Here is a 15,365-nt window from a genome sequence, read left to right as displayed (position 1 = left end):
AAAAATCTGCCAATAAAAACGACTTGGCCGCAGCCCAGGAGCTCGGTGGGAGGTGCATGGGTGCATGAAATAACGTGATCCGATGTTCGGTGTGAGTAAGGGAAGCAAAGAAATCACTGCGGTGCCAGTACGCACCTTTTAGGATTAGAAGGAACATTCATATGAAAGTAACGTTAGCGGTAGTGCTGCTTTCCAGTCTGGTTTTGCAAGGCTGCGCATTCGCCCCTGGTCAGTACATGTCTCTGAGCGATGTCACCGATAAGGACCCCGATGGTCCAGCGGTCACGCTCGTCAATATCACCCCGACCACCCTGGAACAACAGCAGAAGACTGCCGCCTCCCAGGCCAAGCCATTGCCACCTGAGCTGTTGAACTACAAAACCCCTGAATACGTGGTCGGGCCGGGCGATGCCCTGCTGGTCACCGTGTTCGAGCACCCTGAGCTGACCGCTCCTGGCTCCCAGGAACAACTGGATGCCAACAGCCGCGAAGTGCTGAACGACGGCACGGTGTTCTTCCCGTATGTCGGTCGTATCCAGGCCGGCGGCAAGACCGTTTCGCAGATCCGCGACCAATTGCGCATGGGTTTGCTGCCGCAGTACACCGAGGTCAAGGTCGACGTCAAAGTGCTGCGTTACAACAGCCAGCGCATTTTGCTGTCCGGTGCGTTCAAGGCGCCTGGTCCGCAGCCGATCACCAACATTCCGCTGAGCCTGGTTCAGGCCATCAGCCAGGCCGGTCTGGACCTGACCGACGCCAACCTCGCCGGGTTGACGTTGCGTCGTGACGGCAAGGATTATGTGATCGACGTCGATTCGCTCAACCGCAAGGATTCGCAACTGAGCAAGATTTTCCTCAAGGACGGCGACTACCTGCACCTCAACAGCAACTCCAAGAACAAGATCTACGTGCTGGGCGAAGTACTGAATCCACAAGTGATCTCCTTCAGCACCACCAGCGTCACCCTGCTGGAAGCCCTCGGCACCTCCGGCGGTCTGAACCCGGAGGCGGCTGACGGTAAGGCGGTCTATGTGATTCGCGCGCAGGATGCGACGCACTCGGCGACCGTGTATCACCTCAACGCCAAGAAGCCGACCAGCTATGCGCTGGCCAAAGGCTTCGAACTGGCCGCGCAGGACGTGGTGTATGTGGGCCCTGCCAACATCACCCGCTGGAGCCGTTACGTGAGCCAGCTGCTGGGTTCGAACAACATCGTTCAGACCGGTGCGATGTTCAGGAACTAAGAGCTTCACGCGGCAAGTTCAAAGCAAGGCAAAAATCCTCGCAGTGGTCGGCTGCGGGGATTTTTTTTGTCCGGGATTCGGTGGTTCTCAAGTGTTGATCGGTCAACAGCGAATCAACAGCTGGAGGGGATTTCGTCAGCGCGGCGTATGTGGTTTTATTTGCCAATCATTTTCTGTGCCCGCAATCGTTGAGCAACACGTTCGTCGGCAACGCTGGCACGCATGCTGCTTTGAAGCTGTCACAGGGTCTATCCACCCATTCAATTTCGCGTCGAACGCGACCTGCAGGGTGCTCTTCGCACTCCGGGTGCCGACCCCAAGGAACCACAGCATGTTGGTAGTTTCAATCTCAGGCAGCCCTTCGACCCGATCTCGCTCGGGCGTGGTGCTGCAACACGCCGGACAATGGCTCAAGGATCACGGCGTCGACGTCAAATCGGTGCGCATCCAGGATTTCAACGCCGAAGACCTGTTGTACGCGCGTTTCGACAGCCCGCAGGTCATCGCCTTTATCGAAGCGGTGGCCAGGGCCGACGGTTTGCTGATTGGCACACCGGTGTACAAGGCGTCGTTTTCAGGGGCGTTGAAAACGCTTCTGGATCTGCTGCCAGAGCGCTCGCTGCACGGCAAAGTGGTGCTGCCAATCGCCACAGGGGGCAGCATCGCCCACATGCTGGCCGTGGATTACGCGCTGAAGCCGGTGTTGTCGGCGCTCAAATGCCAGGAAGTGCTGCATGGCGTCTTCGCCATCGACAGCCAGATCAGCTACGGCGACAACGAACTGGGAGGCGATCTGGACGAACTGCTGACACAGCGTCTGCACGACGGGCTGGATCATTTTCTGCTGGGCCTTCAACACCGGACCAATGCGCGGCATAAAGAAGCTGGCGGGCATTTGAAGTTGGCGTTGTAAAACACAGCGGCGGTACAGGTACAGCCGATTCAACGCAGCCTGCCTGTGAGAGCCGTCCCGCCGCTAACGCGCCGCGCTGTCGCGCAGCGAACACGATCCCCTGCGGTAGTGAGCTTGCTCATGAAAGGGCCGGTACATCCACAGCAGATGCGGGGTCTGGAAATCGGCCATCATGGACACGCTCACGCCCACGCGTTTTCGGTCGTCAGTTAAGTGAGCGACTTGCCTCGTGTTCGATGACAGCGAATTCATTCGCGCGCGTGACGTACTGGCGATAGAGATTTGTCGAATGTATCCGACAAATGATGGATCAGTGCTGCAATAACGGATACAGCGAAAGCACCAGCAACGCCGCCATCACGCCGTTGAACACCCGCAACCACAGCGGATCACGCAGCACATTGCGCAGCAGACTGCCACACCCCGCCCACATGCTGACCGCCGGCAGGTTAACGATGCCGAACACCAGCGCGATGATCGTGACGTTGGTGAAGTAGCCGTTCATTGGCGTGTAAGTGCTGATCGCGCCAATCGCCATGACCCACGCCTTGGGGTTGACCCACTGGAATGCCGCTGCACCGAGGTAACTCATCGGTTTGCCTTTGCGCTCGTCGCTGTCTTTGGCAGGTCCAGAGGTAGCGATTTTGTAGGCCAGATAGAGCAGATAGGCAGCCCCTGCATAACGCAACACCGTGTACAGCACTGGGTACGCCTTGAAGACCGCGCCCAGGCCGAAACCCACGGCCAGTACCATCAGCGCGAAACCGCAGCTGATGCCGAGCATATGGGGAATGGTGCGGCTGAAACCGAAATTCACGCCCGAGGACAACAGCATGGTGTTGTTCGGTCCTGGGGTGATCGATGAAACGAAGGCGAACAGGATGAAGGCAAGCAGCAGGTCGGCGGTCAGCATGAGGCAGGTCCACGGTTATTGTGTTTTCTGACCGCCACGCTATACAAAGCCACGGCTAAAACACATGGACAGACACGCTGACTTTTAACCATACAGTTTCGTCAAAGCTGCAACGCTCATGAAACTGTTACCGCAACGGCATTGGCCCGACAGCCTATCGCCGGGCGGTTCAGCCTTGACGGGCCTTGGTCGGAGCGTTGACCTGAGCGTTGAACTCGCCACGGGTGTCAAATTCGGGCGCCTGCTGGATCTGCGGCTGGGCCATCAGTTGGTTTTTGCGCGCCTGATATTCGTCGTAGGACAAACCGCGACGGTTCAAATCTTCAAGGGCCAACTGGTGGGTTTCTTCAGCGGTGTAAGGGCGCAACTCGGGGTGATTGCCAGCGGCACAGCCAGACACAACGGCGACTGAAAGCAACATGGCGAAGGCAAGAAGACGGTTCATGGGAGCCTCCTTTCGGCTCGTTTCTGGAATGAAGCCAAGGCTACGCCCAGGGGCTTTCCAGCTGAAATCAGTCGTCTTGATAGTCGCTATTGGCGCATTGAACAGTTGCTGGAGGAACGCGTGCACGATCTATGTAGGAGCACGCGTGCCCGCGATTGCGGTAGATCAGACAGCAATGCGTTGTCTGGCAGTCTGCAATCGCGGGCAAGCGCGCTCCTACATCAGGTTTCAGGTTTGAATCAAACCAACCAATGCCACAACAACAAGGTGCCGATCAGCCCCACCACGGAGACAATGGTCTGCAGCACCGACCAGACCCAGAGGGTCTGCTTGAGCTGCAAGCCGAAGTACTCACGCACCATCCAGAAGCCCGCATCGTTGACGTGGCAGAAAAACACCGAGCCTGCGCCGATCGCCAGCGCCACCAGCGACGCTTCGATCGGCGCAAGGCCTGCCATCATCGGCGCGAGAATGCCCGCCGTGGTGGTGGTCGCCACGGTCGCCGAGCCCGTTGCCTGACGCAGCGCTACAGCGATCAGCCATGCCAGCAGCAGATACGGCATGTGCGCGCCTTCCGCGACTTTGCTGATGGTCTGGCTGACACCGGCGTCCAGCAGCGTCTGCTTCAGACCGCCGCCAGCACCGATGGTGAGCAACAGCACGGCAATCGGCGCCAGGCTTTTGCGCAGGGTCCCGCCAACGTGTTCGCGGGAAATGCCGTTGGCCCAACCCAGGCAAACCGTAGCCGCCAGCACGGCGATCCCCAGCGCCACCAGAGGCTCGCCGAGGAATTTCAGGGTCAGGGCCACGTTGCTTTCAGGCTCCATCGCCACTTTAGCCAGCGTACTGCCGAGCATCAGGATCACCGGCAGCAAAATGATCAGCAGCGAGATGCCGAAACCCGGCTGACGTGCGACGTTAGGCTTGGCCGAAAACAGCTCGCCCAACTCGGCGGGCTCTTCGATGTGCAGCCGCTTGGACAGCCAGTTGCCATACAGGGGACCCGCCAGGATCACCGCTGGCACTGCGATGCACAAACCCAGCAACATGGTCAGGCCCAGATCGGCGTGCAAGGCGCTGACCGCGATCAGCGGCCCAGGGTGTGGAGGCATCAACGCGTGCAGCGTGGTCATGCCGGCGAGGGCCGGAATCGCGATCTTCAGCAGGGGTTGATTGGACTGGCGAGCCATGACGAAGATGATCGGTACCATCATCACCAGGCCCACCTCGAAGAACAGCGGCAGGCCGATGACCATCGCCACCAAGGCCATCACCCACGGCAACGTCTTGCCCTTGCCCAGACGCAACAGGGTCGAAGCAATACGGTCCGCCGCTCCGGATTCTGCCATCAGCGCACCGAGCATGGCCCCGAGCGCGATGATGATCCCAGCCTCCCCGAGAATCCCGCCCGCGCCCTTGCTGAACGCTTTTGCAACGGCCTCCGCTGGCAACCCCGCGCCTATCCCTGCGATGAAAGTGCCCACCAGAATCGACAGAAACGGTGGGAGTTTGGTGGCGCTGATCAGCACGATAATCGTGGCAATAGCGATCAGGCAGCAGATGATCAGGCGAGTGTCGTGAAACACCCACGCTGCAGACGACAAATCCAAGAGTAACCCCTTATCGTTCGATTCTTATTGAAAGATAATCCGAAACAATTTTGTTTCAGATGGCCAAACGATACCGGATGCGGCATTGCGTCGCAGCGAATTTTTACAGAACGTGGCCGAAAAGCCCTGCCATTCATCCATTCATCTAAATGAATTGAGTCGCACTTTCAAATATTCGTCTTTTGCGCACATTCAATTAATACATCGCGCAGCGCCTGCGCCGCCGCGGACAGTTTGTGATCAGCCAGGGTCATGAGGCCAATTCGCCGCTCGATGCGCGGGCCTTCCAGGGCGATGCAGCGCGCGCCGAGTTCTTCCATCTGCTGAACGCATAACGACGGCACCGCGCTGACCCCCAGTCCATTGGCGACCATCCGCCCGACCGTGGACAGCTGATGACTCTCAAAGGCCACCGATAACCTGCCGTGTTGGGTCTGCAGGTCCTGCTCCAGCAACAACCGCACCGCTGAAGGCCGTTGCAGCGTAATGAAGTCGTGCTGCAGCAACTCGTCCCAGGTCACCTCACCCTTCTGCGCCAACGGCGAATCCATCGGTACCACGGCGACAAAACGGTCCCTGTAGAACGAGGTGAACGTCAGGTTATTGCTCGATTCCGGTTCGAAGCCGATACCCAGTTCGACGCGACGATGATCGACCATCTCCAGCACCTGCTCGTTGATCACGTCATGCACCGCCACGTTGACCCGCGGGTAGCGCTCGCGAAACACCTTAAGCGCAATCGGCAGCAGGTTTCCGGCGAACGATGGCATCGCCGCGATGGACACCTTGCCCATTTGCAAGGTGAAACGTTGACGCAGCAATTCTTCAGCGTTGTCCCAATCGGCCAACAACTGCCGGGCCAGCGGCAGCAACGCCTCGCCTTCCGGCGTCAGGCTGACGTTGCGCGTGGTGCGGGTCAGCAATTGCCCACCCAGGTCCTCCTCCAGTGCCTTGATGGTCAGGCTCAGCGCCGGTTGCGACAGATGCAGCCGCTCTCCCGCCTGGGCGAAGCTCAGGCACTGCGCCACGGCAAGAAAGGCTCGAAGCTGCTTCACGTTCATATATTTGGTTTTCTTATCAATCTATGAAAAAAACAAAATTAACAAATCATTGGAGGGGAGAGAAGATGACATCGACATCCTCCGAGCACTGTGAAAACGTAGCGAGCGCAGGGAAAACTGGGCGAAAACAGACGAGCAACGACCGGGTCGCGTTCGACTTTAGCCGCTAAATGAGCATTTCGAGCCTGTTTTCAACGCAGTATTCTCAAGCGCAGCAGTTTTCACGCGCTTGGACGGCACTTTGTCGGACACAACTACAATAAGGCGGGATAAAAAATGGCTGGCCTCGACAAACGAGTTGCGACTTACGAAGAAGCCCTTGCCGGGCTGACCGACAACATGACTGTACTGGCCGGCGGTTTCGGCCTGTGCGGTATCCCGGAAAACCTCATTGCCGAGATCAAGCGCCTGGGCGTAACGGGCCTGACCGTCGTTTCGAACAACTGCGGCGTCGACGGCTTCGGCCTGGGCATCCTGCTGGAAGACCGGCAGATCCGCAAAATGATCGCCTCCTACGTCGGTGAAAACGCCCTGTTCGAACGCCAGCTGCTCAGCGGCGAGCTGGAAGTCGAACTGACTCCTCAAGGCACCCTCGCTGAAAAAATGCGCGCAGGCGGTGCCGGTATCCCCGCTTTCTATACCGCCACCGGCTATGGCACGCCTGTCGCCGAAGGCAAGGAAACCCGCCAGTTCAACGGCCGAAACGTGATTCTTGAAGAAGCCATAACCGGCGACTTCGCGATCATCAAGGGCTGGAAGGCCGACCACTTCGGTAACGTGGTTTATCGCCATACCGCGCAGAACTTCAACCCGGTCGCCGCTACAGCCGGCAAGATCACCGTGGTCGAGGTCGAGGAAATCGTCGAGCCGGGCGTGCTGTTGCCGACCGAAATCCACACGCCAGGCATTTATGTCGACCGCGTCATCCTGGGCACTTTCGAGAAACGCATCGAACAGCGCACGATCAGAAAAGCCTGACTGCCGCGCCGACTCGAAACCATCCATTGATTCTTCGCAGGCGCCCTGCTTACCTCTCGGTTACAGCTATCGGTTGCAGCCTGCCGGACACAATAAAAGAGACCCACGATCATGGCACTCTCCCGCGAACAAATGGCACAACGCGTTGCCCGCGAACTGCAAGACGGCTTTTACGTGAACCTGGGTATCGGCATTCCGACCCTGGTCGCCAACTACGTCCCTGATGGCATCGACGTGATGCTGCAATCGGAAAACGGCCTGCTGGGCATGGGCGCATTTCCTACCGAAGAAACCATCGATGCCGACATGATCAATGCCGGCAAACAGACCGTGACTGCGCGCAAAGGCGCATCGATTTTCTCCTCGGCAGAGTCCTTCGCCATGATCCGTGGCGGCCATGTCGACCTGACCGTACTGGGCGCCTTCGAAGTCGACGTCGAGGGCAACATCGCGTCGTGGATGATCCCCGGCAAGCTGGTCAAGGGCATGGGCGGGGCAATGGACCTGGTGGCAGGTGCCGACAACATCATCGTGACCATGACCCACGCGTCCAAGGACGGCGAATCGAAACTGCTGTCGCACTGCAGCCTGCCGCTGACCGGCGCTGGATGCATCAAGAAAGTGCTGACCGACCTGGCTTACCTCGAGATCGAAAACGGCGCCTTCATCCTGCGCGAAACCGCGCCGGGCGTGAGCATCGAAGAAATCGTCGCCAAGACCGCCGGCAAGTTGATCGTGCCGGACGATGTGGTTGAGATGAAGTTCTGACGGATCAGCAACCGCGCAGTTCCCTGTAGGAGCGCGCTTGCCCGCGAATGGCTAAGGTTCGGCCACCCACGCAGTGTTTGAGTTATCGCCTCGCGGGCAAGCGCGCTCCTACAGGGCTTGCGCCGATCCGCTGCACCCGCGTCATATCGATATGCCACTCTGCCTCTTCCGCAACGAAGGGGCTTTGTTGTATCTAGAGCTGCACCTTTTTTTTGCGTCAATGCCGACACTAAAAACAGCTGTTCCACAGCACCTGAACAATAATTCCAAGAGGTAAAAAACACGTGGCCGCCACTATCGAAGAAAGTCGCTCCGCCCGATTTGCCCTGCGCTGCGCCAAGTGGGCCGAGCGCTGGTTTCCTGACTCCTGGGTGTTTGCCGCCCTGGCCGTGGTGATCGTCACCCTCGCCACACTGGCGATCGGCGCCAAGCCCGCGGACACTGCAAAAGCCTTTGGGGACGGGTTCTGGAGCCTGATCCCGTTCACCATGCAAATGGCCTTCGTGGTCATCGGCGGCTACGTCGTCGCCAGTTCGCCGCCTGCGGTCAAATTGATTGATCGTCTGGCGCGCATTCCGAAAAACGGTCGCTCGGCCGTGGCCTGGGTCGCGCTGATTTCGATGGTCGCATCGCTGCTCAACTGGGGTCTGTCGCTGGTCTTCGGCGGTCTGCTGGTGCGTGCGCTGGCCCGTCGTACCGATCTGAAAATGGACTACCGCGCAGCGGGTGCCGCGGCCTATCTGGGCCTGGGCGCAGTCTGGGCATTGGGTTTGTCATCATCGGCGGCACAACTGCAGGCCAACCCGGCGAGCCTGCCACCGTCGATTCTGGCGATCACCGGGATGATCCCCTTCACCCAGACCATCTTCCTCTGGCAGTCGGGCGTGATGCTGCTCGCGCTGGTGGTGGTCTCGATCATCGTCGCCTACGCCACCGCGCCTGGCCCGGCCAACGCCCGTGATGCCAAGGATTGTGGTGTCGATCCAGCGTTCAGCCTGCCGCCATTGCCGCCGCGCACCCGCCCGGGCGAGTGGCTGGAATACAGCCCGCTGCTGATCATCCTGATGGTGGTGCTGGCATCCGGCTGGTTGTACAGCGAGTTCAGTACCAAGCCTGCGATCATCGCGATTTCCGGCCTGAACACTTACAACTTCCTGTTCATCATGGTTGGCGCCCTGCTGCACTGGCGTCCGCGCAGCTTCCTGGATGCGGTGGCCCGTGCCGTGCCAACCACTACCGGCGTGCTGATCCAGTTCCCGCTGTACGGCTCGATCGCCGCGCTGTTGACCACGGTCAAGGGCGGTGACGCACAAACCGTCGCCCACCATATCTCGACCTTCTTCACCAGCATCGCCTCTCACGATACTTATGCGCTGCTGATGGGTGTGTACTCGGCGATTCTCGGGTTCTTCATTCCGTCCGGTGGCGGCAAGTGGGTCATCGAAGCGCCGTACGTGATGCAAGTCGCCAGCGATCTGAAATACCACCTGGGCTGGGCGGTGCAGATCTACAACGCTGCCGAAGCGCTGCCGAACCTGATCAACCCGTTCTACATGCTGCCGCTGCTGGGGGTGCTGGGCATCAAGGCTCGCGACCTGATCGGCTTCTCGTTCGTGCAGCTGCTGGTCCACACGCCGCTGGTGCTGTTGCTGTTGTGGGCGTTGGGCGCGACGTTGGCGTATATCCCGCCGATTCTGCCGTAACGACCGCTCGCCGGACGCCTAGAGGCGTTCGGCATCCTGGCTGGCCTGCTTGACCAGCCATTGCTTCAACGCCCGCACCGTTGGTCGCAGGATCGAATGTCTGGGCTGTACCAGGTAATAACCCTTCGACAGCGGCAAACGCTGGGCGAAGGGCTCGACCAACGTCCCGTTTGCCACTTCCTCCTGGGTCAACCATTCACTGGTGATGACCATCCCCTGATGACGTCGCGCCGCTTCGATGGCCATCAACGACTGGTCGAAATGGATACCGGAAATCCTTCTGCCCTCCTCATCGCCGATCTGTGCAAAGCGCTGCAGCCATTGCGGCCAATGCGGGTGCAAGGTGTTGTGCAGCAAGGTTGCGCGACGCAGATCAGCAGGGGTTCGCAAGCCGATCTGTTCGATATAGGCCGGGCTGCAATAGACATGCGCGTCATCGCGATGCAGCAGTTCAACGTCCAGCTCCGGCGCGTGACCGTCGAAATGCCGAATCGCCAGATCGACCCGCTCGCTGCTGAAGTCGGTCAGGGTGATTGACGAGCTAAGGTGCAGCGTCACTTCGGGATGCCCTTCCAGAAAGCCAGCCATGCGCCGGGCGAACCATTTGGCCGCCAGACTGGGCGGCATGCTCAGCCAGACATTGTTGTTGTGCCGATCACGCAGCACATGACTGGCATCGAGGATCTTTACCAGCGCGGGCTTGATCTGCACCCAGTAAGCCTGACCGTCGGGGGTCGGCCGAACCTGACGGATCTGCCGCGTGAACAGCGCCACGCCCAACCATTGTTCGAGATTGCGAATCTGCTGCCCCACGGCACCGGGGGTGACATTAAGCTCGTCGGCTGCTAGAGAAAAACTGTTCAATCGCATGGCAGCGTCGAAACACAGCAGCGCTTTGAGCGGCGGAAAGGTTTTCATGGCGTAGTTTTTCTATTCCATTTCGTAGAGATGATGATTTGTAACGGATCGAGCCGCCGCGCACAATCGCCCATCATCGACCACGCGGCAGCCCGACTCATGAAAAACATTGCCTACTTCGCTTTCGTCCTGCTGGGCCTGATCTGGGGCACAAACTTCATGTTCATGAAGTGGGCAGTGGAGTGGATTTCGCCCGTGCAAATCGTGCTGATGCGCTCGTTCTTCGGCTTTCTGCCGATCCTCGTCTACGCCCTCTTCACCCGCGCGTTGAGCTGGAGGCATGTGCGCTACATCCATCACTTTCTGGTCATGGCGCTACTGGCAACGGCGGTTTACTACTACCTCTACGCCGAGGGCACTACGCTGCTGCTGTCGAGCGTGGCGGGCCTGCTCAGCGGGGTGATTCCGCTGTTCACCTTCGGCTGCGCGTTCCTGTTCCTGCGCCAGGAGAAACTCAATGCGCGAATGACGCTGGGCGTGCTGATGGGCTTTGTCGGCGTGCTGTTGATCGCGCGCCCCTGGGCCAGCGGCGATTCGGCCATTTCAGTGCAAGGGGTGATGTACATGATGCTCGGTTCACTGAGCATCGGCGGCTCGTTCGTCTACGCCAAGCGTTTCCTCACCGGCCTGAATATTTCGGCGGTAGCGCTGTGCACCTATCAGATCGGCCTGGCGCTGGTGATTCTGTTCCTCGTCACTGACCGCACCGGCATGGCGCATATTACCGAAAGCCCGAAAGCCATGATCGGGGTGTCCCTGGGACTGGGGCTTTCGGGCACCGGCGTGGCGTACATCCTTTATTACTTCATCGTCGAACGGCTGGGCGCGGTGGTGGCGGCTTCGGCCACTTACATCCCGCCAGTGATCGCGCTGCTGATCGGCATCTTCGTCGCCGGTGAGCCCGTGCATACGCTGGACGTGCTGGCGGTCGCGGCGATCCTGAGTGGCGTGTTCGTGCTGCAGAGCGGGCGGCGAGTGGCGGCGCAGGAGGCCGCGGCTCAGGCGTCATAGCGGTAATTGCGTTCGACGCGAGTCACTCGAGTGGTACAGCGCCGGTACCAGGTCGAGCGCCCGCGTTCGCGGACTTCCCGGTGTTCCGGGTGCTCCTTCCAGGCCAGGATCGCTGCTTCACTGGCCCAGTACGACACCGTGATGCCAAGCCCGTCGTCACCGCGCGCGGACTCCACGCCGAGAAAACCAGGCTGATCCTGCACCAGTTCAAGCATACGATGGGCAGCCCGTTCGTAGTCCTCGGCCTCGTCGGGGGTACGAATTGAGGTGAAAATCACCGCGAAATACGGCAAGGAAAAGGTGTTCGTCATCATCCGCTCAGCCCTCGTTTGCCCGCACTGGCCAGCACGAACGCCTTGACCAGCGGCGGGGTATTGCCCTCCAGCGCAGCGCGTTCGGGCTGAAACAGCGTCGCGACGAAAAACGGGTGCCCGTCCAGTTCCATCGCACGGATTTCCTCGTCGTCATCGTAGCCTGCGACCTTCAACGGCCCGGCGAAGATCCGGGCCTCCAGTTCCTTGCGCAGGCCATAGCGGCAACGATAACGCTCCTGGGTTTCTTTAGCGGCATAGGCCTTGGCGATCCGCGAACCGGGCAACAGGCGAATCGGCGCGAACGCCTCGACCAGCGAACAACTGAGCACAGTGATGATCGCCTGATCGGAATCGGGCGCCGTTTCGGCATGCTCGGCATCGACCCAGCCCAGATGGTTGCGCGCGTACTCCAGCAACGCGTGTTGGAAACCTCCGCAGGTCCCCAGAAAGGGCACTCGCCCCTCTCGAGCAAATCGAATCGCGGTCAGTGCGCCATTCATGTCGCGATAGGGGCTGGCAGGCACGCACCAGATGCCGTCAAAGCCTTTCAAAACTGCAGCGTCTTCCACGTCCGGCGTGGGAATCCATTGGAAGTCGACGACGATGGCGGTCTCGTCCGCTACCCGGTTCAATGCCACCGGAATCGCCTGATGGGCAGGTACGCTTTGGTCGTAGTCACCCACCAATGCGATGCGAATCGCCTGTTTCTGTTTCATGCCTGCTCCTTGATATCCAAACGCTTTGCGACAGATCCGGCGTTAACAGGCCGAACATGCCCACAGTTGAAACTGGCTCAACCCTGCCAGATCCGCTCCCCATTGACCTCGACAACACCCCTGTCAGGCACGCGCGCCGTGCCCCGTACGATCATTCTGCCGGGCAGAACTTCCTGAATCGCCTGGGTTCCGGAATCGGCCAGTTGCGCGCAAATGATATTCACCGCGCGGCCGATCATTTCGGTCATGGGCTGTTCGAACGTGGTCAGGCCAAAGATCGGCCACTGCCCTTGCGGCAGGTCGTCGAAACCGACGATGGACAGGTCGCGCCCGGGCCGCAGGTTCAGCTCATGGCAGACGTTGATGGCCGCCAAAGCCATCAGGTCGTTGGCACAGAAGATCGCATCCGGCGGCGCGTCGAGCCCAAGCAAGCGACGGGTCGCCGCGATCGCGCCGTCGAAGCTGTAATCCCCCACCTCGCGTAGCGGCAGTGGCTTGCCCTGCTCTTGTAGATAACCGTTGAAGCCCGCCTCGCGATCACGGTTGGTCGACGAGCTTTGCTTACCGGCAATAAACGCCAGGCGCTGGTGACCGCCGGCCAGCAGAAAACGCGCGATCGTGCGGCTGCCAGTGAGGTTGTCGCTGGTGACGCTGGATACCGAAGTGCTGTCATTGGTGCGGTTGAACAACACCACGGGCAGACCGATCGTGCGGCACTCCTCGGCAAAACGCGATGACAGACTGGTCGAAACCAGCACCAGACCATCGACCTGATAGCGCAGGATTTCTTCCAGCACCGGGTCGGAATCTTCGTTGTTGGCCATGGAAAAAAGCAGGATGCGGTAGCCCAGTTGTTCGAACTCCGCCGACAACGACTCCAGCACGCGCGCGTAGAACGGGTTGGCCATGCCGGGAATGGCCACGCCAATCAGGTTGGAACGCCGTGTGATGAGCGAGCGCGCCACCAGATTGGGCCGGTAGCCCAGGCTTGCAGCGGCCTCTTCAACCTTGCGCCGGGTGTCGGGCGACACGCTGGCGCCCTTGGTAAACGCGCGCGAAACCGCCGATTGGGAAACTCCCGCCAGCCTCGCCACTTCATGGGCCGTGACCGGACGTCGGCCCCGCTCCGTGTTGTCTGACATATCGCTTCGACCGCCGAAAAAAAATGATCATACCTGCCAATCGCTTATGCCACATCCCGGCCATGAAATTCACATGCCTCCATCGAGAGGGGTTTGCAACGCGGACATCTTGAATTAATATCGTCGCCATTGCATACGTATGCAAAACCCCGGATTTCAATAAAAACAACTCGCAGGAGAACACCGTGGCTAAGTGGCTCAAACAAGGCGCTGAAGCAGAAGTCATCAAATCCGCTGCTCGTGAAGTGCGCGACACCGTCGAAAATCTGCTGGCTGACATCGAAGCGCGCGGCGATGTCGCCGTTCGTGAGCTGGCGATCCGTTTCGACAAGATGGATCGTGAGGACTATCGCCTCAGCGACGCGGAAATCCAGGGCTGTATCAACCAGCTCAGCGATCGCGATCTCAAGGACATCGAGTTCGCCCAGACCCAGGTGCGCAACTTCGCCCAGCATCAGCGCAACTCCATGGTCGATGTCGAAGTGGAGACCCTGCCGGGCGTGATCCTGGGGCACAAACACATTCCGGTGAACGCGGCGGGCTGCTATGTCCCCGGCGGCAAATACCCGCTGCTGGCCTCGGCGCATATGTCGGTGATCACTGCCAAGGTCGCTGGCGTGCCACGCATCATCACTTGCGCCCCACCGTTTCTGGGCAAACCGGCACCGGCCATCGTGGCCGCGCAGCACATGGCCGGTGCCAATGAGATCTATTGCCTGGGCGGCATTCAGGCGATCGGCGCCATGGCGCTGGGCACTAAATCCATCGCTCAGGTGGACATGCTCGTCGGCCCGGGCAACGCCTTCGTCGCTGAAGCCAAGCGTCAGCTGTTCGGCCGAGTCGGCATTGACCTGTTCGCCGGCCCGACCGAAACCCTGGTGATCGCCGATGAAAGCGTCGATGGCGAGCTCTGCGCCACCGACCTGTTGGGCCAGGCCGAACACGGTCCGGATTCGCCCGCGATCCTGCTCACCACCTCCGAGAAACTGGCCCGCGAGACCATGGCCGAGATCGAGCGTCTGCTGCAGATCCTGCCGACGGCCGAAATCGCCCGTCGCGCCTGGGAAAGCTTCGGCGAAGTGATCGTTGCCGAGGACGAGCAGGAAATGCTCAAAATCGCCAATGGGCTGGCCTTCGAACACGTGCAGGTGATGACCAGGGATCCGGACTTCTTCCTCAAGAACATGCGCAACTATGGCGCCCTGTTCCTGGGCCCGCGCACCAACGTTTCGTTCGGTGACAAGGTGATCGGCACCAACCACACCCTGCCGACCAAGAAGGCTGCGCGCTACACCGGTGGCCTGTGGGTCGGCAAGTTCATCAAGACCTGCACGTATCAGAAGGTCACCACCGACGAGGCCTCCTCGATGGTCGGCGAGTACTGCTCGCGCCTGTGTGCACTGGAAGGCTTTGCCGGGCATGGCGAGCAGGCCAACATTCGCGTGCGCCGTTACGGCCACAAGGACGTGCCGTACGCCGGGGCCGCCCAATAAGCATCACGTTCTTTGCGGGACAGGGCACGCGGCAAACCGCGCGCCCGACAATAAAAACAATCACATCGACCGCGAGACGATTGCCGCGCCGGAAAAGGCGTGGTGGCGACTCGCGGCACCGCTTCGAAGGATTTCC

15 protein-coding genes are annotated in these 15,365 nt (G+C 59.9%); 7 read left to right on the top strand and 8 right to left on the bottom strand.

Annotated features, from left to right (window positions below; translation table 11 throughout):
* Window positions 1-161 precede the first annotated feature (161 nt).
* Both CE491_RS29940 and ssuE read left to right on the top strand, forming a co-directional pair.
* On the top strand, window positions 162-1,244 hold the full coding sequence (locus tag CE491_RS29940) for a polysaccharide biosynthesis/export family protein (protein ID WP_110951917.1): 1,083 nt from the start codon (window positions 162-164) through the stop codon (window positions 1,242-1,244).
* 331 nt (window positions 1,245-1,575) lie between these two features.
* On the top strand, window positions 1,576-2,157 hold the full coding sequence (gene ssuE, locus CE491_RS29935) for an NADPH-dependent FMN reductase (RefSeq protein WP_110951916.1): 582 nt from the start codon (window positions 1,576-1,578) through the stop codon (window positions 2,155-2,157).
* A gap of 310 nt (window positions 2,158-2,467) precedes the next feature.
* On the opposite strand, the gene CE491_RS29930 is transcribed toward ssuE, so the two are convergent.
* From CE491_RS29930 to CE491_RS29915, 4 genes are all read right to left on the bottom strand, one after another.
* Window positions 2,468-3,070, bottom strand: a complete 603-nt coding sequence (locus CE491_RS29930) for a LysE family translocator (protein WP_110951915.1) — start codon at window positions 3,068-3,070, stop codon at window positions 2,468-2,470.
* A 169-nt stretch (window positions 3,071-3,239) separates the two neighbouring features.
* Window positions 3,240-3,515, bottom strand: coding sequence for a hypothetical protein (locus tag CE491_RS29925; protein WP_110951914.1), 276 nt, complete (start codon window positions 3,513-3,515; stop codon window positions 3,240-3,242).
* A 239-nt stretch (window positions 3,516-3,754) separates the two neighbouring features.
* Entirely contained in the window at window positions 3,755-5,125 is a 1,371-nt protein-coding gene (locus CE491_RS29920) for a GntT/GntP/DsdX family permease (protein ID WP_110951913.1), read from the bottom strand.
* Between the two features lie 167 nt (window positions 5,126-5,292).
* Window positions 5,293-6,186 carry a LysR family transcriptional regulator gene (locus CE491_RS29915; protein ID WP_110951912.1) on the bottom strand — a complete coding sequence of 298 codons (894 nt, stop codon included), beginning with the start codon at window positions 6,184-6,186 and terminating at the stop codon, window positions 5,293-5,295.
* A gap of 276 nt (window positions 6,187-6,462) precedes the next feature.
* Here CE491_RS29915 and CE491_RS29910 point away from each other — a divergent pair, with 276 nt between their 5' ends.
* From CE491_RS29910 to CE491_RS29900, 3 genes are all read left to right on the top strand, one after another.
* Window positions 6,463-7,164 carry a CoA transferase subunit A gene (locus CE491_RS29910; protein ID WP_110951911.1) on the top strand — a complete coding sequence of 234 codons (702 nt, stop codon included), beginning with the start codon at window positions 6,463-6,465 and terminating at the stop codon, window positions 7,162-7,164.
* A gap of 111 nt (window positions 7,165-7,275) precedes the next feature.
* Window positions 7,276-7,932 (top strand): CoA transferase subunit B, encoded by a 657-nt coding sequence (locus tag CE491_RS29905; RefSeq protein ID WP_110951910.1) that lies wholly within the window; start codon window positions 7,276-7,278, stop codon window positions 7,930-7,932.
* 284 nt (window positions 7,933-8,216) lie between these two features.
* Window positions 8,217-9,635: a short-chain fatty acid transporter gene (locus CE491_RS29900; RefSeq protein ID WP_110951909.1), complete on the top strand. Its 1,419-nt coding sequence runs from the start codon at window positions 8,217-8,219 to the stop codon at window positions 9,633-9,635.
* Window positions 9,636-9,653: 18 nt separating this feature from the next.
* Here the strand turns inward: CE491_RS29900 and CE491_RS29895 are convergent, their stop codons facing one another.
* Window positions 9,654-10,553 carry a LysR substrate-binding domain-containing protein gene (locus tag CE491_RS29895; protein WP_110951908.1) on the bottom strand — a complete coding sequence of 300 codons (900 nt, stop codon included), beginning with the start codon at window positions 10,551-10,553 and terminating at the stop codon, window positions 9,654-9,656.
* Window positions 10,554-10,652: 99 nt separating this feature from the next.
* Here CE491_RS29895 and CE491_RS29890 point away from each other — a divergent pair, with 99 nt between their 5' ends.
* Window positions 10,653-11,564 carry a DMT family transporter gene (locus CE491_RS29890; RefSeq protein WP_110951907.1) on the top strand — a complete coding sequence of 304 codons (912 nt, stop codon included), beginning with the start codon at window positions 10,653-10,655 and terminating at the stop codon, window positions 11,562-11,564.
* Here the strand turns inward: CE491_RS29890 and CE491_RS29885 are convergent.
* The 3 genes from CE491_RS29885 to CE491_RS29875 all read right to left on the bottom strand — a co-directional run bounded on the left by CE491_RS29885 (window position 11,552) and on the right by CE491_RS29875 (window position 13,736).
* Entirely contained in the window at window positions 11,552-11,878 is a 327-nt protein-coding gene (locus tag CE491_RS29885) for an antibiotic biosynthesis monooxygenase family protein (RefSeq protein WP_110951906.1), read from the bottom strand. The genes CE491_RS29890 and CE491_RS29885 overlap by 13 nt on opposite strands.
* Window positions 11,875-12,594, bottom strand: coding sequence for a CTP synthase C-terminal region-related (seleno)protein (locus CE491_RS29880; protein ID WP_110951905.1), 720 nt, complete (start codon window positions 12,592-12,594; stop codon window positions 11,875-11,877). Before CE491_RS29880 ends, CE491_RS29885 begins: the two co-directional genes overlap by 4 nt.
* 77 nt (window positions 12,595-12,671) lie before the next feature.
* Complete coding sequence (locus CE491_RS29875; RefSeq protein WP_110951904.1) at window positions 12,672-13,736, bottom strand: LacI family DNA-binding transcriptional regulator; 1,065 nt, start codon at window positions 13,734-13,736, stop codon at window positions 12,672-12,674.
* A 185-nt stretch (window positions 13,737-13,921) separates the two neighbouring features.
* Between CE491_RS29875 and hisD the strand changes: the two genes are divergently transcribed.
* Window positions 13,922-15,229: a histidinol dehydrogenase gene (gene hisD / locus CE491_RS29870; protein ID WP_110951903.1), complete on the top strand. Its 1,308-nt coding sequence runs from the start codon at window positions 13,922-13,924 to the stop codon at window positions 15,227-15,229.
* The last annotated feature ends 136 nt before the right edge of the window (window positions 15,230-15,365 follow it).

Origin of the sequence: Pseudomonas bohemica (genome assembly GCF_002934685.1) — a bacterium.
Lineage (GTDB): Bacteria > Pseudomonadota > Gammaproteobacteria > Pseudomonadales > Pseudomonadaceae > Aquipseudomonas > Aquipseudomonas bohemica.
This window is presented reverse-complemented; position numbering and strand designations above follow the sequence as displayed.

Excerpts from the sequence above, each read along its gene's own strand:
- CE491_RS29940 (WP_110951917.1), top strand. The coding sequence starts at position 162 with ATGAAAGTAACGTTAGCGGTAGTGCTGCTTTCCAGTCTGGTTTTGCAA.
- ssuE (WP_110951916.1), top strand. The coding sequence starts at position 1,576 with ATGTTGGTAGTTTCAATCTCAGGCAGCCCTTCGACCCGATCTCGCTCG.
- CE491_RS29930 (WP_110951915.1), bottom strand. The coding sequence starts at position 3,070 with ATGCTGACCGCCGACCTGCTGCTTGCCTTCATCCTGTTCGCCTTCGTT.
- CE491_RS29925 (WP_110951914.1), bottom strand. The coding sequence starts at position 3,515 with ATGAACCGTCTTCTTGCCTTCGCCATGTTGCTTTCAGTCGCCGTTGTG.
- CE491_RS29915 (WP_110951912.1), bottom strand. The coding sequence starts at position 6,186 with ATGAACGTGAAGCAGCTTCGAGCCTTTCTTGCCGTGGCGCAGTGCCTG.
- CE491_RS29910 (WP_110951911.1), top strand. The coding sequence starts at position 6,463 with ATGGCTGGCCTCGACAAACGAGTTGCGACTTACGAAGAAGCCCTTGCC.
- CE491_RS29905 (WP_110951910.1), top strand. The coding sequence starts at position 7,276 with ATGGCACTCTCCCGCGAACAAATGGCACAACGCGTTGCCCGCGAACTG.
- CE491_RS29895 (WP_110951908.1), bottom strand. The coding sequence starts at position 10,553 with ATGAAAACCTTTCCGCCGCTCAAAGCGCTGCTGTGTTTCGACGCTGCC.
- CE491_RS29890 (WP_110951907.1), top strand. The coding sequence starts at position 10,653 with ATGAAAAACATTGCCTACTTCGCTTTCGTCCTGCTGGGCCTGATCTGG.
- CE491_RS29885 (WP_110951906.1), bottom strand. The coding sequence starts at position 11,878 with ATGATGACGAACACCTTTTCCTTGCCGTATTTCGCGGTGATTTTCACC.
- CE491_RS29880 (WP_110951905.1), bottom strand. The coding sequence starts at position 12,594 with ATGAAACAGAAACAGGCGATTCGCATCGCATTGGTGGGTGACTACGAC.
- CE491_RS29875 (WP_110951904.1), bottom strand. The coding sequence starts at position 13,736 with ATGTCAGACAACACGGAGCGGGGCCGACGTCCGGTCACGGCCCATGAA.